This window comes from Prevotella sp. 10(H), assembly GCF_000711235.1.
Classification (GTDB): Bacteria; Bacteroidota; Bacteroidia; order Bacteroidales; family Dysgonomonadaceae; genus Dysgonomonas.
Map to the genome: position 1 here is coordinate 785,604 of NZ_JOMI01000001.1, position 20,241 is coordinate 805,844.

Consider the following 20,241-nt stretch of genomic DNA (forward strand, 5'->3'; position numbering starts at 1 on the left):
AAATCATGATATCAAGATTTTCCTTACAATGCATTTTGGCAATATTGTTATTTTTTTCAACAACAGTTGCTTATTCGCAAGTTACCGTAGGTAGCGCGCATGCCCCTGCCGAGGGAGCTTTGCTCGATCTGAAAGAGCAATTGCCGGATACAGATAATGTAACAGCTAAAAACGGAGGCTTATTGTTGCCACGTGTAAAATTATATAATACAACAAGTATGTATAATTTTATGACTGATACTCTAAGTGCTGATTATGTTAATCAAAAGAAACTACATACCGGGCTTATTGTTTACAATATAAATGCCGACCCTACCAAAAATCTGGAAATAGGAATTTACCAATGGAACGGTACAAAATGGCTCCCGATAAAAGAGGATAATGGAGGCGGTGCCAGTCCGTGGAACGAAGTAGGTACTACCAGTCCTGCTACTGATAATCTGAAAGATGCTTACCTGAGGGCAAAAGTAGTAGTAAACGGGCCCACAATTGCCAGTATATATAGCCCAGCAGACGCTATGCTTACAGTTATGGATAAGGATGCTTCTATACATGATATGACAGTAGGTAGAGGAAAAGGATATCTGGCTGGTAATACGGCCATCGGAAAAGAGGCTTTAAATGCAAATACTACAGGAAATAATAATACGGCAATCGGATTCAACGCCCTTAAAGCTAATACTACCGGAACCGGCAACACGGCTATAGGGTATTTGGCTTCCTCTGCTAATACTACCGGAAATTATAATACTATTATAGGAAACGAGTCTGGAAATGCAGCCACAGGAAGTAACAATCTGGTAATCGGTAATAACATTCAGGTGACGGGAAATAACAAGATAAATATCGGCAACACAATATTCGGAACTACAGGGACAGGAACAACTTCGGCGACTGTTGGAAAAATCAGTATCGGAATGAATGGAACTACAACATCAAATCTTCATGTACATGGAGATATGATCCTACGCGATGTACAAGTAGTACCTGATGGTGAAGCTCTACTTATCGATTCGAACGGGAAAATGGGAGTGGGAGCATTATTACCGACACCGACTCCTCACTGCTTTTATCAAAGTACTATATCCAAATCGTTTAACTCTGCTGAAGCTTCCAATTTTAACGGGCCGGATGGTTATATAATTCCCTGGACAGCTACAGATAGGTTGTCTAACAATATGACCACTTATCAAACAACAGATAATTCATTCTTATTCGCTAATGAGCATACATGCAAGATATCCGGTTATATCGGACTTCAATTTCTCAATACGGGCAACAATTATCCGGCTACGAGCTATAACGCTTTGATTTCGACATCTTCCGGGCTTGCTGCTGCAGTTTTGGAGATACAGATGGCGCTTAATGGCAGCAGCACATGGACTACTATCGCCAGCGGCCATCAAGTATGGTATGGAGCTGCCCTTATTTCTACTGTAAAAGTTATTCAAATACCTCCTACAGTAGTTAAAATACCACAAGACAGTCGCATAAGAATGGTTGTAAAAAAAGCAAGCGGATTAGGAATAAGTATTGTATCTACCGGAGGTAATCAAATTACTAAACCCGGGGGAGCAGATTACGCCAAAGGCTTGACAATCGTCGCTTTAAGATAAAAATATTCAGCTTTAATGTTTGTGTTCTCTATTTGCTATTTGCAAAAAAGGAAAAGCTTGTTATAGTTTATAACAAGCTTTTTTATCTTTAGTGACTTATATGATTACAGTTGAGAGTAAGAAACAGAAAAGGTATCTCCGTCAGTCATATCACCCGTTTGAAGACCTTTTTTCAGCCATCGCGTACGCTGGGCAGAAGTTCCATGATTGAAGCTATCGGGCACCGTATAACCCTGTGCTTCCATCTGCAAGCGGTCATCTCCAATCTGGGTAGCGGCATTCAGCCCTTCTTCTATATCGCCATCCTCTAAAGAATTGAAATCTTTATTATCATGATATGCCCATACGCCTGCATAAAAATCGGCCTGTAATTCCAGTCTAACGCTAAGTTGGTTACTCTCTGCCTGACTTACCCGCTGCTGTTGCTGATGCACTTTATCCAATGTACCGAGCAGATATTGCACATGATGTCCTACTTCGTGTGCAATAACGTAGGCATATGCAAAATCGCCTCCGGCATTCAACTGGCTTTTCATCTGATTAAAAAATGAGAGGTCTATATACAGCGTCTGGTCTTCGGGACAATAGAACGGGCCTGTAGAAGCCGATGCATTCCCGCATCCCGATTGAGTGACTTTACTGAACAGGACCATTCGCGGAGGAGTATACCTCATCCCGTTCTGGTTAAATAATTCTCTCCACACATCTTCTGTTCCGGCCAGAATCGTTTTGGCAAATGCAGCAGCTTCTTCCTCTTCGGCTGTAGGCGTATAATTTTGTCCTTCCGACATATTTTCAACTGCCTGCTGAGTAACAAAATTCATAGGATTTCCTCCCATGAGCCATATTATCAATCCGACAATAATAGTACCTCCTATTCCCAGCGAAACTTTACCTGCAGAACTGCCTCTGCGGTCGTCGACATTATCGCTGCTCCTTCTTCCGTCAAGTCTCATTTTTTTGATCTTATATTATGTATAACTACAATAGATAACATTCATGCTATTTTTTTGTTCTTCATTAAAAAAAAGAAAAATTGTAGCCAGCCGAAAATATTACTAAATTTGGTCTGCTATAATCAAATTTATAAATAACGAGGAGGAATTGTAATATTCAAGATCATTAAAATAGAGAAATACATATACCTGTTAATATTGCTATTGACGGCGAATAGCTATTTTATCTACTCTCAGGAGAATATAAGAACCGGGCTATATTTCCATTCATTCGAAGTAGATAAGGATAAGCGGACAGGGCTTAATCTCACTCCCGGTAAAAGTCTTCATTTACCTGAAGGATTTACAATGGAGTTTGAAATGAAGTTGAGAGAAGAGGCGCAAAACTACGGTTATATATTCCGGATTATAGGCAACAAGTCTCATAATATAGACCTCATCGGCTATCAGTTCAATCCCGAGAGTTTATTTACACTGGTATTGCAAAAAGAAACACTCATTAACTATAATGCAAATGAACTGACCGGATCATTAGGCAGTAGCTGGATAAAATGTTCTATCCATTTAGATGTTTCATCTAATAAAATAAACCTGTCGATCAATAATATAAAGAAATCCATTGCATATAATCTGCAAGATATGAGCGATTTCGACATTTATTTCGGCCGTATCGAAAATACAAATTTCCATACAACAGATGTTCATCCTATTACTCTCAGGGATATTAAAATATACGATCCCGCACAGAAATTAATTCGTCACTGGGAGTTGGGCAAACATCAAAACTCTTTAGTTTACGACATTTGCAAAAAAGATAAAGCTATTGCCATAAATCCGTCTTGGATGATAGACAAGCATGTAAAATGGAATAAAGAAAAAACATTCAATCTATCCGGACAATATTACCAATATGCATTTGATAAGGTAAGACAACGAATATTTATTGTCAGGGATAATCAGGTTATAATATATCATGCCCTGACCGGAAAATCCGATACAATACATGCAAAAAACGGTAGCAGGTTCAATATGAGACCGAACCAAATGGTTTATGACGAAATAAAAGATGAACTGCTCATATATGATTACGGTAAAAATTATCTATCCCGTTTCAGCATGAAAGAGCAGGATTGGGTGACAGATATTCATTCCTCTTATGGAACGAATTTCTGGCATCATGGCAGGCATTATTCATCGGCAGACAGCACGCTCATTATATTCGGAGGATACGGTTATCATAAATACAATAGCCTTCTGCAAAAATATAATGCAAAAGACCGGCAATGGGAAACAACGGATCTATCTAAAGATATTCCACCACGCTATCTGGGTAGTATGGGATTTATCGACGATCATAGGTTCCTTTATTTCGGCGGATATGGTAGTGAAACGGGTATACAGCAGGAAAGCCCACAAAACTATTACGACCTCTATGAAATAGACATTTTAGATAATTCCGTAAAGAAAATCTGGGAAATACCTGCCGTTAACGAGCATTTTACAAACGGTAACTCTATGATAGTAGACAGCGTAAAAAAAGTTTTCTATATATTATCATATCCAAATAATAAGTATGCAGGGAACATAACACTGAACGAATATAGTATGGAATCTTCAGAACATCGACAGTTGGGAGATTCTATTCCCTATCTGTTTAACGATATCGATTCCTATTGCGATCTTTATTTAAGTGAAGACAAAAACAATCTATATACACTGGTTTCTGTGAAAAAGGAAGATGATTCGGAAATAACACTTTATTCTATGGCTTATCCGCCACTGAGTAAAAATGAAATAACACAAAGTAATACAGTAGGTGAAACATTTAAATGGTATTATATATTGCTTGGAGTTTTCATTGTAGCTATAGTATCATTAATTCTTTTGAAATTAAGGAAAAAGAGTTCTAAAAAGCCTGCCGGACCCAATAACATACAAAACACAATTATTCCGGATGCAGACTATAACAATATAAACAGGGCATCGTCTATTCATTTGCTCGGGGATTTTAAAGTTACCGGCAAGGAAAATAAAGATGAAAGTGATAACTTCTCACCTACTATGAGACAGGTTTTTATACTGATATTACTGGCTACGCTCAGTGATGGCAGTATTTCGTCCGACGAACTGAAAAAGCAGTTGTGGAAAGATAAGGATGAAGTCAATGCCCGCAACAACAGAAATGTATATATCAATAAAATAAGAACCATACTCAAAAACATAGGTAATGCCGAGATTGTAAACCGAAAAGGTTACTGGAGCCTGAACATCGGAAAAGACATATACTGTGATTATATAAGGATATCTGCTTTAATAGAAAATGCAGCTAATAATAACATTCAGCAGTCTTTATTACACGAACTGATCGGAATATCATCGCAGGGAACACTATTGCCTCATATGGAAGCAGATTGGCTGGACGCTTATAAAGCAGATTTTTCGAACCGAATTATCGAAACATTTGTCACTCTGAGCCAAAGGCCAGCCTATCAGTCAGATTTTGCCCTGCTCCTGAAGATGAGTGATATTATCCTGATGCATGATAATACGGACGAATACGGTATAAAGCTGAAATGCTATTCGTTACTGAATCTGAAACGGAATCTACAGGCCAGACAGGCTTTCGAAAAATTCGCCGACGACTACGAAAAACTGTTAGCTGCTAAGCCTGAATTTACCTTCGAAGATATTCTGAAATTTAAGCCGATATAAGACCTAGATTATACCTTTTATGGCTTTATCAGCAGATAACCTTTTATTTCATCGTACGGAATATCCAATTCGCGTGTGCCGTCGGCATAAGGTGCTATTTCATAAACATTATAGAATAAGTTTAAAGCATCCTTTGTCACGAATATATTCTGCGGAAGAGCAAATTTATTATCTAGAAACATCATTCCTGTAGAGTTAATTTGCTTGTCGGCCGGAATTTCATATTTCTGTCTGAATTTATTTTCAGCGATCTTAGCGAGCGCAACAGTATCGGAAACGATATCACCAACTGATAGTTCTTTACCGCTTTGAGGATTGAAAAGTAACGAAGTTGTATAAGGGTTACCATGTGCACCACCTGTCATCGTATATGATACGAGTTTTATGTTTGCAATGTCGGATGTTAAGTATTCAACCGACCCTTTTATGCTGCCGTCCCAATTGAGCGGATAATCCGGATTATCTTTGATGAAGCTTTGATAATTGGTAATAAAGCCTTTGAACAGACTATTATAATCTGTCGACGCATCGCCTTCCTGTCCCACTATCGACCTGACAACACGGAAAACGGCATCGTTTATATTTTTTGCCGCTTCATTTTCCCCTCCGGCTACGGGAATTGTAGCTACGAACTCAGTTGCATCCTTGCCCGGAAGCGTTAATTGTTCTTTATATTCTACGGTAGAGAATACTAATGCCGACTTGTCTTTTGCTTCCCCTTTTTGTTTGTTGGATAGGTTACAAGCCGTAGCCAGTAGTATTATTGAAAAAAAATAGATAAGTTTTTTCATTGTAATGCTCTTTATAATTATTTACATATAAACCCCAATGCAGCGGTTTTTGTTTCCTTATATCCGTATATTCTTTAGGTTTTATATACCATCCGGAAAAATTTCATATATTGTGCCCTCAAAACAAATAAGCATATGAACAACAAGATTCTTTACATAGGCATAATACTATTAATCATATCATTACAGGCATGTAATCAATCTAGTAGCGAATCTTTATCGAAAAAAGATGCTGTACTGTCTGTCATCCACGAAAGAAAGAGCGTCAGAAATTTTGTCAAAGACAGGCCGGTATCGAAAGAAGATATCGAGATGCTTCTGCGTGCAGGAATGGCCGCGCCGTCGGGGAAGAATGTCCAAGCTTGGGAGTTTGTAGTAATAGATGACCGTAGTACGCTGGATAAGATGGCTGCAGAACTTCCCACAGCCAAGATGCTGGCGGAAGCACCGATGGCAATTGTTGTTTGTGGCGATACCGTTCGTCAGTCATACTGGTATCTCGATTGCGCAGCTGCTACTGAAAATATACTGCTGGCTGTCGAGGCTTCAGGTCTTGGCGCTGTGTGGACAGCCGCTTACCCATATCGCGACAGGATGAATACGGTTATTAAGTATACAGAACTGCCTCCGCAAATATTACCATTGGTAGTGATTCCCGTAGGTCATCCAATGGGAAAACATAGCCCGAAGGATAAATATGATGAGAAGAAAGTACATATGAATAAATGGTAAGCAAAGCGAGATTTACTTTATTCCGAGGGAACTAAGGTTTAAAGAGAATCTGACACCGAATTTCTTAAACTTCACATTATTCAGAGATACATATGTGCCGATACCTATACGTCGGGTAATGGATACAGAATATCCTAGTTCGGCATATGAATCTACATCGGGCGTGAATAAAGTTTTTATATGTATATTCTCGGTAAAAGGTTTGCCCTGTAGAAAAGGAATGTATTTCAACAAGACATATTTGCCCGAATAATTAAGAAAAATATTCACCCAGTATCTGTTTGTCTGCAATTCATAGTTACCGAGTAACAGGAACGAATCGAACAGTGAATTGAGATTGATCAGCAGGTCGGATGCCCCGAAATGCTGATAATCCGCAAAATGCATATTCTTATCTTTCCTGAGAAATACACCGCCTTCAATTTTATAGTCTATACGGTTGAAGTAGTCCAAATCGATATTATGGATAAAACCTCCTTTCAGCTTCCTGTATTTCGAATTATTGACCTGCCAAGAAGAAAAGCCTTCCTGATATTCTACATTGAATATCATAGGTACTTTCTTTTCAAGCATCTCTACGCCATCGGAAGGTGAATAACGGGTAAACGGAGTATAAGACAACGAAAGTGAATAATATGTTCTGTCGAAACGGTCGTCAGGGAAGATATTATCTTTAATATGATGACGGTTCAAAAGATTAAAATCGGTATGGTTCCTCAACCCGTGGCGCTTTTCTATTCCCAGTGAAGCTGTAGTTTTAATCTTATCCGTGACATATATACTATTACTTACATTTGCATAATCCTTTTGAAACAGAAAGTTATAATTCTCCCCCATAAACAGCGAAGCAAAATAGTTCTGATACCGCGTTACCGTAAGGCTGTTGAAGTCTGCCGACCGCGATCCGGCGGAAAAAGTAAGCTGACCCTGTCTCTTGGGCGAATAATTATACAGTACATCTCCGCCATACAAAGCACGGTGCCGGGCTGTAAGATAATACACATAGGGTGATATTTCTATCGACTTATTATCTTCCAGTTTACCCTTTATATTAAACTTCTGTCCTACCCAGAAACCATCTACATAGTTATAATCCCAAAACACATATTTTACCCCGCTGAAGCGGACAGACCAGTCTGTTGCATTGTTTCCATACAGATAATCTCCGAATAATATCCGGCCGATCCAGTAGTTCGCAGGATTATATTTTTCCTTATTAAACGGTATAGAATCAATATACAGACTATCATTCGTCAGAGAATGTAAAGGTACAGTCCTTATAGAATCCCAGTATAATGCATCTTTCTTTTTTGCATCGCTTGAGACAACAAGCCGTTGAGGTGTAATTTCGGCCATCTCCGGGACAATTTCTCTTGCCTTACCTGACAAATCGTTATATTTTACCGATGTATAATAACTTACCGTACCCGAAACACCCAACTGATCGAAATTAATATCTGTGCTGTAAGATACAGGCAGGTAAGCATCATCTTTAAGTGGCTGGTATGATACGGTAGTGGTACGGTTGACTCCATGCGCTCCATCAGTGATAATAGCCTTATCCACATACCATTCCCCGTCTGCTATAAGAAGATATCCGCTTATCAGTTCGGGATCTCTGAGCCGGGGCTCTACTTCAATCTTGTGTAATATCTTACCGTTCCTTTTGTAATATCCTCTGTATCTATATCTGTAATACGAAAACGCACTGGAATTCAGAGGTGAAATAAATATATTGAACCGTGACGAATATATTGAGCCACCCAGAATATCTATTAATCCCCTGTAATTAATTTCATCGGGAATGTTACCGGAGTAGGCTTTTATCGTAAAATGGTAATCGTCGGGATAAGAATAGTCCATTTCGCTGTATATCTCCTGCCTGAATGTTTTATTCCGGATATCCGAGAGTTTGTATTTCTCTACTTTGAATGTTACCCAGTCGATAATATCGGAAATCTTGTTCATACTGAAATTTCCTTTCGTATAAAGAAAGCTTTGATAACCGGTAATTGTTTCCGCATAACGCGGGGCTGTACGAATAACTTCGCGCATAATACCTCTTGCCATTGCATTGCGCTGATGGGAGTTCTGCGTATGGTCTATATGGAGTGAATCAGTTTGCAGGCTTATAGATTCGGTAATCAATGAATCTTTATATAGTATTACTTTACTTTCATACAACTTGTAGTCTAACTGGTCGAACAGAAGTGTATAACGTCCTTCGGGTAAAGTGGTCTGAAACAATCCTTCCTTATTTGTTACTAGTCCCTGAGATGCTTCCCCGATAAATACCGATACGCCTTCAAGCGGAACGCCTGAAGTATCTCTCACCACACCTTTCAGATTTTGCGTATGTGCATAGTTAACGCAAAATACTAAGAGTATTATATATAAAATTGCCCTTCCCAACGCTTTTACAAATAGAATTTTTAAAAATAGTACTTTCCGTTGAGTGTGCAAGGATTTCTTTGCTATAAATGAGTTTAGAGCATATTTATTAAAGAGATTTTAATAATTAGTCTTGCTAAGAGGCTAGCGTGGAATTAATTCAATCAACAAATACTACCGGATTTGCATTTCGTAAATAATCCTCAACCTGCTGCACATTGGTATCTTTCAATATTACTTTTTTATCTCTGTCTAAAAGATAAATAGCAGGTATAGCCTTAAGGTCATATAAACGTTTATTGGTAACATCCTGATTCTTGTCGTAGCAGTTTATCCATTCAGAAGGAAATGCAGGCAGGTATCTTTTCCATTCCGTCAGGTCTTTATCAGGGTAAAATGCAAATACTGTCAGTCCGTTTTTCAGCATCGTCTTTATAACAGGAGAGTTCATAAGAGCATAACTCGCTTCTTCACAAGCTTCACACCCCGGATTGTAAAAATAAAGGAGTGTGTAGCTGCTATTGATATTATAAAGCATATCCGAGCGGCCGGACGGAAGTGTATAACTTATATTCGCAGCTTTATCTCCTACTCTGTTCTTCATCAGCATTTCCAGATCAAATTTTGCCTTTTCCTTCACTACATCAGAAGCCCGACTGTCATTTACTATATATTCCACTACCGGAATATAATATTCTTCGTTGCGCATCGGCGAGTTAGGATCATAAAGATATTTATCATACATATCTGTAAAATAACGGAACATCCGGCCTGTTTCTTCTTTTTCGGCCGATGTCAGTATATTCTTTATCGATGACTCGACATTTTCGAATGAAGTATGCGGAAAAATATCTATGTAATTCGTAAAAGCCTGCTCGGTCACTTCCGGCATATGGCAGTATACGGTATCCGAAAAATCAAAATTATCCCAGTAATGCGCAGCGAGATATGCTGCACGGTCGGCAGGAGCAGTTAATTGATAAGGAATGGCTATCATATTAAATTCCCTCTTCTTATCTGTTTGCAGACTATCTTCTGATATATTATCCTTCTTATCTGAATTTCCGTTGCATGAACAAAATATCAAAACGAAAAATGAAATGGCAGTTAACTGGCAATGTATGTAGTATTGTTTATTCGATTTAATCATGTCACTTGTTTTACAGGTTTCTATAATTAACGAATTAACATATTAATTGTTCTCTTAGCAGCACGTTTGTTGAAAATATAGGTTTAAAAAAACAAAGATACCTGTCAATTTCAACAGATATCTTTGTTTACTTTACTTTTAAAAATCTTCTATTCTTCCCACTTGGCGATCACCGATTTACGATCGAAAGAATAGGCATAAAATACACCTAACGCTCCGCCTTTTATATTGGAAGTAGGGTTGTTAAGAGAGTTACTTATCTCGCTCAAATTAAAAAAGAACGTATAAGAAGGTTTGTCTAGGCACTGGAATTCGATAGTCAATTCATCATCCTGCTTGATAATATCATCATCATCCTTATCAGAAAATACAGGTAATGGCAGATGCATTGTATTACCGTCCGTAAACTCGGTTGAAACAGTAATCTCGTCTATGTCTGAACGCTGTTCCCCATTGATGAATAAAAGGCAACGATAATTTTCATGTTCTTTTCCTACAGGGTCTTTGAAGTGAATCATCGGGATAGCATAATCCATTGCCAGAATCTTGTATGTGGTCACCGAATCGAGCTTCACCTGCGAGGGCATTCTCGACGTAGCCGTATATTCTATTCCTTCATATAATACCGACATATTGTATGTGCGTCCTTCTACTCCTTTCAAGGTTTCCGCTACATACCAGCCTGTAGCATCCTGTTCCAATATTTCGGAATTTCCGGCATCGTCGGATATTTTCACTATCGCTCCTTTAAGGAACGGATATCCGCTGTTGTCATCAAAATCTATCGTATGACTGATACGTACTTTAGCTAATGTATTCTGCGGTACCATCCCTTCTATCTGTATACGCGGCGGCACGGAACGCAAGTCGACGTCTATTTCTTTTTCGCATGAATAAGCTGTGAAAAGAAAGAGCATTATTGCAGCGGGTAATCTTAGTACTTTATATATATTGTTCATAATCTTAATTTTAGCAGTTAAAATTTAAAATTCCATGTAATAGACGGCACAAATGTGAATAATGAATACTGATAGGCAGAAGTCTTACTTGCATCATCATTATTCGTACGGAAACGTATCATATAGGCATTCTCCCTACCGTAAGCATTGTAAAGACTGAAAGCCAGTTCGGACTCAAACTTAGAAGTCTTTTTCAGCAGGCAGGTAGCACCGAGGTCGAGACGGTGATAATCCGGCATACGGTAGCCGTTTCTTTCTGCATAGTACATGACATCCTTGCCGTTTATCTGGTATTTCCCGCTCGGATAAGTAATGGCATTTCCAGTATAGTATACCCATGCCGCCGAAAGCGTCCATTTACGGTTTAGCTCATAGACGCTAACAATGGAAAGGTCATGCGTCCTGTCCTGATAGGCATTATACCACTTGTCTTCGTTAACCCCGTCGATTTTCTTTTCCGATTTGGACAGAGTGTATCCGATCCAGCCGGTGAGGCGTCCCAGTCTCTTTTTCAGCATCAGTTCTACACCGTAGGCACGGCCTTTGCCGTATCGCAATTCTGTTTCTACAACATCGTATCCCTGAATATTAGCATTGTCCTTGTAGTCGATCTGGTTACGCATATCCTTGTAGTATGTTTCTACACTGAACTCATATGTGTTATTGGAGAAGTTGCGGAAATAACCGATCGAATACTGGTCTGCTATCTGCGGTTTTACATTATTCGAACTGGAAGTCCATCTGTCGAAAGGGGTTCCCTGCGCTGCATACGTCAACAGGTGCATATTCTGTACTGTACGCGCATACGCAGCTTTTACAGAAGAAGTATTATTGAGTTTATATGCCAATGATGCACGCGGCTCCAAATTTACATATGTTTTCACCACTTTACCCGACTTATACCACACACTGTCTATAACATTGTTATCGGCATCGAGATTGTAATATTCGCCCTTACCCAAGGCCATAAATGCGGACAATCGTAGTCCGTATATGACTTCTAGCCTGTCGGTCAGTTTCATTTCGTTCGATGCATAGATAGCATTTTCTGACGAATAACGGTGATGTAAATCTACACTACTCTTTTCTTCCGAATTCAGTTCGTAGTTACCCGGGCCTACATCGTGGAAGGTAGAACTCAATCCGAATCTCCACAAACTGTTTTTATTAGGTTCGAATATAAATTCCTGCTTAAGCCCGTAATCCTTTATCTTGGCTTTCCCGTGCATATCCATTCCTATATTCATACCGAAATAGTATTTATACTGATTATAGAAAACAGATGTAGACGAATTCCATTTACTGTTCATTATGCGTGACCATTTCAGTGTACCGAACATATTCCCCCAGTTGATCTCGGCATCATCTTTCAGTACCATTTTATCCGTACCGTGATATCCCGAAAAGGATAGCTGGTCTTTATCCGAAAGACTGAAATTCAGCTTGGCATTCAGATCGTAGAAATAAAGGTAGCTGTTCTTCATTTCTTCTATTCCTGCCAACCGTCCGATTGCATCCGCATATGTACGCCTTGCCCCTACGATAAAGGACGATTTTCCTTTCTGAATAGGCCCTTCAACATTCAGTTTGGAAGAGATCAAGCCGATACCTCCCGAAACATGATAGCCCTGATTATCCCCGTTTCGTTGCTGTACATCGAGGATAGACGACAAGCGTTCTCCGAATTGCGACGGCATAGCCCCTTTGTAAAGTGTTATATCACGCAGTACATCGGAGTTGAAAGTGGAAAAGAAACCCATAAGATGTGATGCATTATACAATGGTACATTATCGAGCAGAATCATATTTTGGTCGGCGCTACCGCCACGCACATAAAAACCCGAACTTCCTTCCCCTGCTCCCTGTACACCTGGAGTCAGCTGAATTGTCTTGATGATATCTCGCTCACCCAATAAAACAGGCAGTTTGTTTATCTTCTCTATTTCGAGCCGTTCGACTCCCGTCTGCGGAGATGAAACATTGGCATCGGCCCGACCGCCGGATATCACGACTTCCTGCAATCCTATGGATGTCTGTTGAAGTTCGATTTCAAGGCGCATATCTTTAGTGAGGGATATACTTATTTCCCGTTTTTCATAGCCTATATAGTCTACCTGTAAAATGTAGTTTCCTTTTGGCAATGATAAATTGTATTCACCTTTTTCATCCGAGGCAATACCCTTTCCTCCATGGTCTTTTACTATGATAGGAACGCCTATCAATGTTTCCTTAGTGCGAGCATCATATACTATGCCTTTTATCTTGTATGTTTGTGCATACGAAAAAGATGAAAAAAGAATAAAGAATGTCAGTGCAAAGAAAAATCTAGCATTTCTTTGTACGAAACGATAATGTAATGTCATAATTACTAGTTTAAATTTAGTGTCAAAAATCAACTTCAGGAGTCAAAGCTATATCTATAGCTGTATGCAGGCAATCGCAAATCGACCAAACGATAGTATTACCCGACGAATGAATGATTATAATCTTTTAGTTATGGCATGGGAGTGCAACCGCCGCCAATCGATTTCCTTTGTTACCTTTTCTCCTGTTGGGCCGTTAAATAATAAGTCATCGTGTAGCAATGTATCCAAAACATCGCGATCGCAATCTTTCATCGCTCGTAATAGTATGTTCTCACAAGCTATTACTTTGTCTTCAGGTGTCATTTAATAAAAATTAGTGTCAGTTTGTTTAATACTCTAATAAATCTCTCCTACTTAGTACGACATTTTGATAGTTTTATCACATTGGAAACTTCAATTTAACAATATTTAAAAGAAATGAAAATTAATAAATTACTTGTAATTTCATATTATTGATTATCATCATCTATATGTTTATGAGTGGGTTTTATAAAAATAACACATTAAAAAATGTTGTATTACGTAGTAAAAAGCTATATTTTAACACAATTAGATTAATTAAATTTAACAGTATCTATAACATATCCTGGTTCTAATAATGGATGAAAAATTTATCTATGTAATAGCTATTATTAGCTTGTCGATCTTTGAAATAATTCTTTAGTTTAACAAGGAATTTTTAATAATTTGGCTAATACCTGTAAATTAAGTTACTTTTGTTACCTTTTAACTAAATACAGTCAATTAATGTAAATTTCACAATTAGATACAAGTAAACGGTAAACAAGTAGACGAGTCTTTCAACTCGTATCTCGTATCTTGTTTACTTGTCAACTGAAATTTCCGTTACTTTTGTTACCTTTTAACAATTATGCGCTGAGCTTTAATCATCTTAATTTAAGGATTAAAACGCTAATTGCAAAGATTAGCTAAAATATTTGGAAATGTGATTTTTAAGGTCTATGTTTATCGTGTATATCACTTCATAAAGAAAGGACTGCGTATGAAAAGACAAAAGTATTGATTGTTTGAGGAATCTGATTCTTATAGTTTCTAACAGCTAAATTTATCAATCATGCAAAAGTACAGCAAATACAAGGTTTTACACAGAATATCATATATTGTATTCTTTTCTTACCTTCTCATTCTGGCTATATTAAAATTTAATTTCGGGCAATATAACGACTATGCTGCATACTTCATTATCGTTCCGTTTCTGATATATTGCGCGATAGCTATATCGATCACTATTCTGGCGCGGAAATCGAGATCGAAAAAATATATAACCGGATGACAGAATAACGATCGGATAAAAAATATAAAGGTTACCGGAAAGGTAACCTTTATCATTATCAGTTATTGAATATTATCGTAATCTTCTGCCCCTTTTTCAGATCGGCTGTCAGCATATCATTTTTTAGCCGGTAGTTTTTTATCCCTTTTACATTTCTTTCTTTATCCGGCAATTTGATAGTAAATGTATTTGAAGCCACAGCCTTAAATTCGATATCGGTCATACTACCGTTTTTCCATGCAAAAGAGACTTCTCCTCCGCCCCTGACTTTAAGACCTCTGACCGAACCGTCCGCCCAGCCACGAGGTACTGAAGGCAATAGTTCTATATATCCGGCATGGCTCTGCACCAGCATTTCCGCTATACCTGCGCAGCCACCGAAATTGCCGTCGATCTGCATAGGCGGATGCGAGCTAAACAAATTAGGGTATGTACCGTGATCTCTTCCTGCAGGCTTAAGCAAATCGCCGATTAGCTTATAAGTTCTTTCCCCGTCTTTGAGCCGTGCCCAGAAATTGATTTTCCATGCCATAGACCAGCCGGTAGATTCATCACCTCGTCTCTCCAGTGTTGTTTTTGCTGCTTGCATTAGCTCCGGTGTTTTCTCATAGGTAAGTTCATATCCGGGGTGCAGAGCATATAGCTGGGACACATGACGGTGATGAATTTCGGCTTCGTCATAATCTTCGAGCCATTCCATTATTTGCCCGTGCTTTCCTATGGTGGTCGGTGCCAGTTTCGCTTTTTTAGCTTCGATACCTTGTATCCAGTCTTTATCTACATCCAACAGGCGTGCTGCTGCACTTACATTGGAAAACAACTCTCTGATAATCTGGTTATCCATTGCCGAGCCTGCACAGATACTGAGAACATCACCCGAAGAGGTTTTGTATGAATTCTCAGGTGAGGTGGTCGGCGCTGTAACGAGATAGCCGTTGTTAGGGTCTTCGACCAGCATATCTTCGAAAAAGCGGGCAGCACCTTTGATAGTGGGATAAACTGATTTCAGATACTCAATATCCTGAGTATAGGCATAATGCTCCCACAAATGTTGGCAAAGCCATGCGCCGGACGTATTAGTGGCTCCCCACGAAGGACTTTCGCCCGGAGAGGTAAAGTCCCAGACATTACCCAGTATATGAGTTACCCAACCGTCGCTATCGTAATAGACTCTGGCTGTCCTGCTCCCCGGCTCAACCAGTGAATTCACATACTCTATCAAAGGTTTATGCAGTTCTGAAAGGTTACAGACTTCGGCTGGCCAAAGGTTCATCTGCAGGTTGATATTCAAGTGATAGTCTCCATTCCATGGAGGGCTTAGTTGTGGAGCCCATAAACCTTGCAAATTGGGCGGAAGACCACCTACACGTGTCGAAGATATCAGAAGGTAACGTCCGTATTGCATATATAGGGCTGCAAGATCGTTGTCTGTACGGTCTTTAACGAAGGCTTCAAGACGTTTGTCGATAGGTAGACCGGAGTTACTATTTTTAGCTAAAGTCAAATCTACACGATTGAATAGCTTTTGGTATTCCCTTATATGATTGCTTTTTAGCTTATTATAATTTTCTCCAGCCTTATTTAAAATATCGGATACTAGACGTTCATGATCTTTATTCTTATAATTTGTTACTAAAGAAAGGTATAAAGTAACCTCATCGGCATCTTTTATTATGATGTCTTTATCGGTAGTCGAAAGAGAACCTCCACGCTTAAGCACCTTAATCATACCCAGATATTTCATACCCTGCTGGTTTTCTCCCGCAGGAAGCTGGCCGAAAATATAGAGAATATTTCCGCTGGCATACGCCTTATAGTTCTCATCCCGTTCAACAGACAAGCGCATGCTTAGCGCCTTGGGTTTATCAGCTGTATATTTAATAAGACCGAGGTCATCTGAGAAGGAAGTATGATATTCCCGTTGATAATTTACCTCTCCTTTAGTATATGAAACGGTTGATAAGGCATTGTTCATATCCAGTGTCCTCTTATATTTAGTGGGTACAGATGCATCGGGATATATAAAATCAACGTACAGATTCCCAAAGTTCTGGAACTTGCCATAATCAGCGCCCGCACTCCCTTTCCCTTTACAAGTGAAAGTCTTATACATAAGATCCTGAGCTTCCATGTTCTTCCTCTCGAATAAGAGCCGGCGTATTTCGCCAAGATATTTATAAGCTTCTGGATTATCGGCATCCTGTTTGTTACCCGACCATAAAGATATCTCGTTCAGCACAACCCTTTCCCTGTCTACGCCACCCCATGGCATCATACCGATGCGACCGTTTCCGAGAGGTATGGATTCTTCCCAAATCTGTGCCGGACGGTCGAAATAATATTGCCAGGTATTCATTTGTCCGGGATTCTGAGCCGATAAGGTCAGAGCGGTAAATAGAAAGTAAAAGAAAAGTATGCTCCCGTTTTTCATAATAGGAAATATTGTGTTTGACATGTATTAAGCCTTTTAACAAATGTAGTATTTTATTGCGTAAAGATTTTTATAATTCGCAAAATAAAAATATTACTTTGTGATATTGTAGATTGAATAAAAACAGAAGATAATCAACTGGAAATTAACCTAAAACGAGCTGTATAAATTTAAAATTATATAAATATTCTTATTTTATTATGAATAATTAATAATAATATCTACATTGCCCCGACTTAAATAATTAAGTATATTTTCTTAGTTGCAAAGTCCTGATTTGATCAGATTTTCTGACTCTAAACAACAAACTTTGATTTATATCTTTTGAAACCTCCGCAGAGAATACGGAGGTTTTATATTTATATATTATATAAAGACGGGGGCTTCGCATATCAGCAAAGCCCCCACTTATATTATTAATACGTTTGTATTATTTTGCAGCATTTATCGCAGACTGATAATCAGGTTCGTCTGTGATTTCCGGCACTAACTCTGTATAAGTAACTTTGCCGTTAGTGTCAATAACTACGACCGACCTCGCCAGTAATCCTTTCAACGGGCCGTCGAGCATCAATACTCCGTAGTCTTTTGCAAAAGCTGTGTTCCTGAACACAGATGCTGTCATAACATTGTCAATACCTTCTGTAGTACAAAAACGGCCTGCTGCAAATGGAAGGTCGGCAGATATAGCCAAGACTACTGTATCTGATAAAGATGCTGCTTCTTTGTTGAAACGGCGTACAGAAGCTGCACATGTACTTGTATCTAAGCTTGGGAATATATTAAGAACTACTGTCTTACCTTTCAAATCTTTCAGAGAAACTTCAGACAAATCGCTTTTTACCAATACAAAGTCCGGTGCTTCTGATCCTTTAGCAGGAAGCTGACCACTTGTATTCACTGTTATGTCTTTCTTAAATGTAACTGTTGCCATAATCTTTTCTTTTAATGTTATATATTTTATTACTTAAATTCAATAAGGAATTCTTCTTTAGGATGTCGGACTTTCTTAAGATTTACCAACCAGTCGTTTGCTTCATCCCGATAGCCAAGAGGCAGAATAGTAACGCTTTTAAGCTCCATATCGTTCAATCCAAGAAGTTTATCCAGTGCATCACTATCGAATCCTTCCATAGGTGTAGAATCTATCCGAAGCTCTGCCGCCATAGCTATGGCAAAAGCAAAAGCAATATATGCCTGGCGTGCTGCATGCTCAAAATTCGCTTCGGAAGGACGATTCAGATAAGCTTTCTTCAATCTGTCGGTATAATCTTTATAACGATCGGGAGTTTGTCCCCGACCTTCTGTTGTATGCTTATATATATTATCTATACGATGCGATGTATAATTATCCCATGCGGCAAAAACCAGTAGATGAGAAGCCTCGGCTACCTGCTGCTGATTGAAAGCTATTGGAACAATCTTCTCTTTTAGTTCTTGATTCGTTATCTGAATTATTCTGAAAGGCTGTAATCCCGACGATGTCGGTGCAAGCCACGCTGCTTCTATTATTTGGTCTACAAGTTTCTGATCTACTTTTTTAGTCGGATCGAATTTTTTTGTGGCATAGCGCCATTTTAGTGTATCTAGTAAATTCATTGTAATTATCTGTTGATTATTTATTATCGCACGTTATTAGTAATAGTTTATTCAATTTATCCCTTAATTCTTTAAGCTCAGCATCGTTTAATCCAAGTTTCTCTTTCATTACCGGAGGAATCGCTTCGGCTTTTTTCTCCAATGCTTTGCCCTTGTCTGCAATCATTATATCTACCACTCTTTCATCTTCTGCCGAGCGTTTTCTTACCACCAATCCACTCATCTCCATTCGTTTGAGCAGAGGGGTGAGCGTTCCACTATCGAGCCACAATAACTCCCCAAGTCGTTTTACAGTAGCTGAGCCTTGTTCCCACAAAACCATCAATACAAGATATTGCGGATAAGTTATTCCTAACTCGTCAAGATATGGGCGATACAATGCCGTAATTTGCCTTGATAAGGCATAGACAGGAAAACACAGTTGATTATTTAATTTTAGTTCGTTTATCATTTAGTTTTACAAAATTATATTGCACAAAATTAATATAATAAATTTGATTATACAAATATTAATGCAAAAAAAAAATAAACTAAGAATGTGCTGACAGACTAATAAAAAGGAAAAAGGGTATAATTAATTATAAAGTTTTAATATAATATTTCAGATTATTCCGTTAACTTTTTGTAACTTCAAAAATAATTGTTTATTTTGCCAAGGATTAGGACTTATATCCTCTTTAGGATGAAACGGGATGGCAGGTACTATGCAGTTGCACCTTTAAGCATTCGAGCGGTACTAAGTCTAAAGACTTAAATGTTCTATAAAGAAACGGGATGAAATAAGGTCTTTCTGATAAAACAAGGATAATAGAAACTTTACATTGCACTATAATATTTTATCTATGAACCTTTAGTAGGTTAATTCAAAAAAAAGAATATTGACAGCTACAAATAATAAGTAAAGAAACAATAGCTACGGAGTCTACAGCGATATATCTATATATCAACTGTTAATGGCTCAATATTATATATTGTCTCCACACTTCATCGATTTATTTGGGAAAATAGGCGGTGATAACCTATCAGCTAATTACGGTTTTTAGTCTGTGGACTCCGTACAATTGTATTATGCAATTAAGATATAAAGTATTATAAAAAAGTAAGCCCGGCAACAGCAGTTACCGGACAATCCTAATGATTTACTTAAATCGTCTTTATTTGTCTTCACTGATCATTATCCCCGTCTTGAAAAAGACGTTAAATGCATTATTCTGATTTGTTATATGTATTCAGACTCGCTTATT

General features: G+C 38.4%; 15 protein-coding genes. 4 read left to right on the forward strand and 11 right to left on the reverse strand.

What is annotated here, in order from left to right:
• The first annotated feature begins 5 nt into the window (after nucleotides 1-5).
• Nucleotides 6-1,616 carry a hypothetical protein gene (locus tag K348_RS0103205; RefSeq protein WP_029902851.1) on the forward strand — a complete coding sequence of 537 codons (1,611 nt, stop codon included), beginning with the start codon at nucleotides 6-8 and terminating at the stop codon, nucleotides 1,614-1,616.
• A gap of 104 nt (nucleotides 1,617-1,720) precedes the next feature.
• On the opposite strand, the gene K348_RS0103210 is transcribed toward K348_RS0103205, so the two are convergent.
• Nucleotides 1,721-2,572 carry a neutral zinc metallopeptidase gene (locus K348_RS0103210; protein ID WP_029902853.1) on the reverse strand — a complete coding sequence of 284 codons (852 nt, stop codon included), beginning with the start codon at nucleotides 2,570-2,572 and terminating at the stop codon, nucleotides 1,721-1,723.
• Nucleotides 2,573-2,776: 204 nt separating this feature from the next.
• On the opposite strand from K348_RS0103210, the gene K348_RS0103215 reads away from it, so the two are divergent.
• Nucleotides 2,777-5,284 carry a hypothetical protein gene (locus K348_RS0103215; RefSeq protein WP_029902855.1) on the forward strand — a complete coding sequence of 836 codons (2,508 nt, stop codon included), beginning with the start codon at nucleotides 2,777-2,779 and terminating at the stop codon, nucleotides 5,282-5,284.
• Between the two features lie 17 nt (nucleotides 5,285-5,301).
• On the opposite strand, the gene K348_RS0103220 is transcribed toward K348_RS0103215, so the two are convergent.
• On the reverse strand, nucleotides 5,302-6,075 hold the full coding sequence (locus K348_RS0103220; RefSeq protein ID WP_036930052.1) for an RsiV family protein: 774 nt from the start codon (nucleotides 6,073-6,075) through the stop codon (nucleotides 5,302-5,304).
• Nucleotides 6,076-6,210: 135 nt separating this feature from the next.
• On the opposite strand from K348_RS0103220, the gene K348_RS0103225 reads away from it, so the two are divergent.
• A complete protein-coding gene (locus K348_RS0103225) occupies nucleotides 6,211-6,807 on the forward strand; it encodes a nitroreductase family protein (protein ID WP_029902859.1) in 597 nt (198 codons plus the stop codon).
• A 12-nt stretch (nucleotides 6,808-6,819) separates the two neighbouring features.
• On the opposite strand, the gene K348_RS0103230 is transcribed toward K348_RS0103225, so the two are convergent.
• The 5 genes from K348_RS0103230 to K348_RS18305 all read right to left on the reverse strand — a co-directional run bounded on the left by K348_RS0103230 (nucleotide 6,820) and on the right by K348_RS18305 (nucleotide 13,976).
• Nucleotides 6,820-9,144 (reverse strand): DUF5686 family protein, encoded by a 2,325-nt coding sequence (locus K348_RS0103230; protein ID WP_197027621.1) that lies wholly within the window; start codon nucleotides 9,142-9,144, stop codon nucleotides 6,820-6,822.
• 214 nt (nucleotides 9,145-9,358) lie between these two features.
• Nucleotides 9,359-10,348 carry a DUF5106 domain-containing protein gene (locus tag K348_RS0103235; protein ID WP_051697569.1) on the reverse strand — a complete coding sequence of 330 codons (990 nt, stop codon included), beginning with the start codon at nucleotides 10,346-10,348 and terminating at the stop codon, nucleotides 9,359-9,361.
• Between the two features lie 149 nt (nucleotides 10,349-10,497).
• The gene (locus tag K348_RS0103240; RefSeq protein ID WP_029902865.1) at nucleotides 10,498-11,307 is read right to left on the reverse strand and encodes a DUF4249 family protein; all 810 of its coding nucleotides are present in this window, start codon (nucleotides 11,305-11,307) and stop codon (nucleotides 10,498-10,500) included.
• 17 nt (nucleotides 11,308-11,324) lie between these two features.
• A complete protein-coding gene (locus tag K348_RS0103245; RefSeq protein WP_029902867.1) occupies nucleotides 11,325-13,670 on the reverse strand; it encodes a TonB-dependent receptor in 2,346 nt (781 codons plus the stop codon).
• Nucleotides 13,671-13,787: 117 nt separating this feature from the next.
• Nucleotides 13,788-13,976 (reverse strand): DUF4440 domain-containing protein, encoded by a 189-nt coding sequence (locus K348_RS18305; protein WP_036930056.1) that lies wholly within the window; start codon nucleotides 13,974-13,976, stop codon nucleotides 13,788-13,790.
• 772 nt (nucleotides 13,977-14,748) lie between these two features.
• On the opposite strand from K348_RS18305, the gene K348_RS0103255 reads away from it, so the two are divergent.
• The gene (locus K348_RS0103255; RefSeq protein WP_051697571.1) at nucleotides 14,749-14,967 is read left to right on the forward strand and encodes a hypothetical protein; all 219 of its coding nucleotides are present in this window, start codon (nucleotides 14,749-14,751) and stop codon (nucleotides 14,965-14,967) included.
• Nucleotides 14,968-15,025: 58 nt separating this feature from the next.
• Here the strand turns inward: K348_RS0103255 and K348_RS0103260 are convergent, their stop codons facing one another.
• The 4 genes from K348_RS0103260 to K348_RS0103275 all read right to left on the reverse strand — a co-directional run bounded on the left by K348_RS0103260 (nucleotide 15,026) and on the right by K348_RS0103275 (nucleotide 19,448).
• Nucleotides 15,026-17,398: a glycoside hydrolase N-terminal domain-containing protein gene (locus K348_RS0103260; protein WP_029902872.1), complete on the reverse strand. Its 2,373-nt coding sequence runs from the start codon at nucleotides 17,396-17,398 to the stop codon at nucleotides 15,026-15,028.
• Between the two features lie 430 nt (nucleotides 17,399-17,828).
• Nucleotides 17,829-18,332 carry a thiol peroxidase gene (gene tpx / locus K348_RS0103265; RefSeq protein WP_029902874.1) on the reverse strand — a complete coding sequence of 168 codons (504 nt, stop codon included), beginning with the start codon at nucleotides 18,330-18,332 and terminating at the stop codon, nucleotides 17,829-17,831.
• 29 nt (nucleotides 18,333-18,361) lie between these two features.
• Nucleotides 18,362-18,997: an NAD(P)H-dependent oxidoreductase gene (locus K348_RS0103270; protein WP_029902876.1), complete on the reverse strand. Its 636-nt coding sequence runs from the start codon at nucleotides 18,995-18,997 to the stop codon at nucleotides 18,362-18,364.
• A gap of 16 nt (nucleotides 18,998-19,013) precedes the next feature.
• On the reverse strand, nucleotides 19,014-19,448 hold the full coding sequence (locus tag K348_RS0103275; RefSeq protein ID WP_029902877.1) for a MarR family winged helix-turn-helix transcriptional regulator: 435 nt from the start codon (nucleotides 19,446-19,448) through the stop codon (nucleotides 19,014-19,016).
• Between the last annotated feature and the right edge of the window lie 793 nt (nucleotides 19,449-20,241).